The organism is Herbaspirillum sp. B65 (genome assembly GCF_000333555.1).
Taxonomy (GTDB): Bacteria; Pseudomonadota; Gammaproteobacteria; order Burkholderiales; family Burkholderiaceae_D; genus Herbaspirillum; species Herbaspirillum rubrisubalbicans.
Window position 1 is genome coordinate 1 of record NZ_BADI01000549.1, and the last position, 2,125, is coordinate 2,125.

The following is a 2,125-nucleotide window of genomic DNA, read 5'->3' on the forward strand; positions in this document are numbered from 1 at the left end:
AACCTGCGACAGGCCCGCCGCCTGGTCGGTCATGCTCTTGATATAGATGCGCGCGGGCGGATTTTCTCCACTGGCGGTGCGTTGCAGGGGCGTGGCGCAGGCCGCCAGCGCGAGGGCGACGGTCAGGCTTGCGGCAAGGGCTTTGATCATGTTGTTCATCCTCATGGTGGTGTTCAATGCGGTGCGTTCAAGTAGCAGCGCGACTGCCAGACGATAGCATGGCCGCCTGCGGGGCCAGTTGCAGCAGGTGTCGTTCGATGTCGAAGACATGGCGGTCTTCGGCGCCCAGTTCGCGCAGCGCCTGGGCCAGCTTGAGCAGGTATTCGCTGTTGCGCCCGCTGGGCCCGACCGCGCCGGCAATCTGGCGCGCAATCTCGGCTTCGCTGGCTGGGCCGGCGAAGGCGGCATTGTCTTCGGCGGCGATGTAGATCAGACCTTCGACGGGCTGTTCACCATCCTCGAAGCTGATCGGGGTCGCCAGGCGCAGGTAGCCGTTCTTTTCACGGTGATCCAGGTGGGCGAACACTTCCGGCGTGATCAGGTAAGCCATGCCGGCGCAGATCGCCCCGGCTTGCGGCACCAGGGTGACCACCCGACCGGGGGCGTCAGGCGTGCCGCGGTGATCGTGCGAGGCTTGCCAGAAGCGGCGCGCCCAGCCCTTGATGTGGGCGGGGCGGCGCTCCAGATAGGGGAAATCGGCCTTGAAGATGATGGAGCCATAACCGAACAGCCAGAGGCTGGCATGGTCATCGAAGTGGCTCATCTGACGGTTGATGGCGATGGTATTGACGGACATGGACAGGATGCGGCAGCGACGGCTTGGCCGTCGGAAGCCTGTCATTATAGAGGTGAACGCAAAGTCGGCTGAAGGTGAAATCTTTCCTCACGGACTTGTCGCATCATTGCCATTTGCGCATAAAATGGCGCCTGCCGGCTGCTGTGGCCCGCCAGCGATCGGGCCCAGGGGCTACATCCGAATCTTCAGGGGAATATCATGCGTGTTGTCGTCATGCTGCTGACGCTGGTCGTGGGCGTAGTGCTGGTCGGTTGCGAAAAGACCGATTTCGAGAAGAAGTCCGAGTCCGATGCCAATGCGCGCCGGATATTCAATCTGAAGCGGGAGTCGTCCAAGGACTGAGCAAGCTTTGCACCGCACGGTAGATTGCTGCGCATATAGACCATCAGACAAAAACAGCAGGCATCTGGCCTGCTGTTTTCGTTTGCAATACCTTGCCAGGTTTCAGTGATGCGCTGCCACCGCCTGCGGCGCGCGCAACGCCTCGGCGCATTCGCGCACCAGCGCCGGCCCCTGGTAGATCAGGCCGGTATAGAGCTGCACCAGTGAGGCACCGGCATCGATCTTGGCACGTGCATCGGCACCGCTGAAGATACCGCCCACGCCGATGATGGGCAGGGCGTCGCCCACTTCGGCCTTCAGGCCGCGGATCACCTGATTGGACAATTCCAGCACCGGCTTGCCCGACAGGCCGCCGGCCTCTTCGCCGTGCGGCATCCCCTGGACGGCATCGCGGGTGATGGTGGTGTTGGTAGCGATGACGCCATCGATCTGGTGCCGCAACAGTGCATCGGCAACGTTCTTGACCTGTTCCATGTCCATGTCGGGCGCGATCTTCAGCGCCACCGGCACGTAGCGGCCATGGTGGTCGGCCAGGCGGCGCTGGGCCGATTTCAGTTGCGACAGCAGTGCATCGAGCTCGGAGGCGCCCTGCAACTGGCGCAGATTCTTGGTGTTCGGTGAAGAAATGTTCACTGTCACATAGCTGGCGTAGGGATAGACCTTTTCCAGGCAATGCACGTAATCCTCGGCGGCGCGCTCGATGGGGGTATCGGCGTTCTTGCCGATGTTCAGACCCAGCACGCCCTGGCGCTCCTGGTAGAAGCGCGAGGATTGCACATTGGCCACGAAGGCATCGACCCCGCCGTTATTGAAACCCATGCGGTTGATGACTGCGTTGGCGGCCGGCAGGCGGAACATGCGCGGCAGCGGATTGCCCGGCTGGGCGCGCGGCGTGACCGTGCCCACCTCGATGAAACCGAAGCCCAGCGCAGCCAGGCCGTCGATGTAGGCGCCATCCTGTCCAGGCCAGCGGCCATGCCCCCGGGT

The 2,125-nt window shown here is 63.0% G+C and carries 2 protein-coding genes and 1 pseudogene; 1 reads left to right on the forward strand and 2 read right to left on the reverse strand.

Annotated features, from left to right (window positions below; all coding sequences use genetic code 11):
- Positions 1 to 187: 187 nt before the first annotated feature.
- Positions 188 to 796 (reverse strand): gamma-glutamylcyclotransferase, encoded by a 609-nt coding sequence (locus I5W_RS13375; RefSeq protein ID WP_044529597.1) that lies wholly within the window; start codon positions 794 to 796, stop codon positions 188 to 190.
- A gap of 198 nt (positions 797 to 994) precedes the next feature.
- Between I5W_RS13375 and I5W_RS32070 the strand changes: the two genes are divergently transcribed.
- The gene (locus tag I5W_RS32070; protein ID WP_156425858.1) at positions 995 to 1,138 is read left to right on the forward strand and encodes a hypothetical protein; all 144 of its coding nucleotides are present in this window, start codon (positions 995 to 997) and stop codon (positions 1,136 to 1,138) included.
- Positions 1,139 to 1,240: 102 nt separating this feature from the next.
- Here I5W_RS32070 and I5W_RS13380 read toward each other — a convergent pair.
- A pseudogene (locus tag I5W_RS13380) lies at positions 1,241 to 2,125 on the reverse strand (quinone-dependent dihydroorotate dehydrogenase); the annotation flags it as partial.

Coding starts and splice junctions, on each gene's coding strand:
- I5W_RS13375 (WP_044529597.1), bottom strand. CDS start 796: ATGTCCGTCAATACCATCGCCATCAACCGTCAGATGAGCCACTTCGAT.
- I5W_RS32070 (WP_156425858.1), top strand. CDS start 995: ATGCGTGTTGTCGTCATGCTGCTGACGCTGGTCGTGGGCGTAGTGCTG.